The organism is Stieleria mannarensis (genome assembly GCF_014154935.1).
GTDB lineage: Bacteria > Planctomycetota > Planctomycetia > Pirellulales > Pirellulaceae > Stieleria > Stieleria mannarensis.
In genome coordinates this window covers 1-1,232 of the sequence record NZ_JACEHH010000160.1, presented here as the reverse complement: position 1 = coordinate 1,232, position 1,232 = coordinate 1, and the positions used below count along the sequence as shown (strand labels likewise).

Genomic DNA, 1,232 nt, shown 5'->3' with positions numbered 1-1,232 from the left:
GGGTCTTCCGCTGAATCTGTGGGTGAAAACTGTAAGGAATCTCGCCGGTTTTGGGGCAGGGTGGCACGGCGTATTCGGGCTCAGCAAAATGGGGTCGCCCCTTACGCCTCGCCGTCACATCGGCCTCATCTGCATGCGCAGGCCAATGTGACGGCGAGGCGAAAGGGGCTCAGGCCCACCAGTTGTCTGGAAAAGTAAGTGCATCTTGCAGGCATTTGGGTTATGGATGTTGTTTCTCAAGCACCGTCCACTCACCAAACACAAGCAAGATGCAACTGAAGGCTATCCTAAATCGCATTGAAAAGCAAAAAGGTTTTGTCTATCGAGACTTTCGCTTTAGCGACGACCACTCCGAGATACTCGTCTCGATTGAACCCCATGCCAGAAGTCATCCGATTTGCAGCGGATGTTCGCAAAAGCGTCCCGGCTATGACCGCTTGGAATCGCGGCGTTTTTCCTACGTTCCGCTGTGGGCAATTCCCGTGTTCTTCGTCTATGCGATGAGGCGTGTTGATTGCCCGGAATGTGGAGTCAAGGTCGAGAAGGTGCCGTGGGCGGATGGCAAGCATCACTGCACCTATTCCTACCGAATCTTCTTGGCCCAGTGGGCCAAGCGTCTCAGTTGGAGTGAAACGGGAACTGTTTTCGGTGTTAGCTGGGACACGGTCTACCGATCGGTCCGTTGGGTCGTGATGTGGGGATTGGTTCATCGAAAGACCGGAAAAATCGAGGCGATTGGGGTCGATGAGATCCAGTATCGTCGCGGTCACAGATTTCTCACGCTGGTCTACCAGATCGATTCGGATTGCCGCCGGCTGCTGTATGTCGCCAAAGACCGCACCGAGGACAGCCTGCGTGGATTCTTCAGAACGATCCCGGAGGATTCGCTCTCGGGTCTGAAATTCATTTGCACCGATATGTGGCGTCACTACCTGACAGTCATCGCCGAACAGGCCGCTGGTGCCGTCCATATTCTCGATCGGTTTCACGTGATGAAGATGTTTGGCGATAAGATCAATCAGGTCCGTGCGACTGAAGCACGTCAGATGAAAGCCGACGGGTATGAGCCAGTCCTCAAGGGTGCTCGCTGGTGTTTGCTGAGGCGTCCGGAGAATCTCACGGAAAAGCAGACTGTCAAGCTGAAGGAGCTTTTGCAATACAACCTTCGGTCGGTTCGGGCCTACTTGATGCGAGAAGACTTTCAGCGATTCTGGGAATATCAGAGCCCGGCG

General features: G+C 54.3%; 1 protein-coding gene. It reads left to right on the top strand.

What is annotated here, in order from left to right; genetic code table 11:
• Window positions 1-50 precede the first annotated feature (50 nt).
• The coding region (locus tag H1B37_RS32880) for an ISL3 family transposase (RefSeq protein ID WP_286178472.1) at window positions 51-1,232 on the top strand (1,182 nt) is incomplete at its 3' end.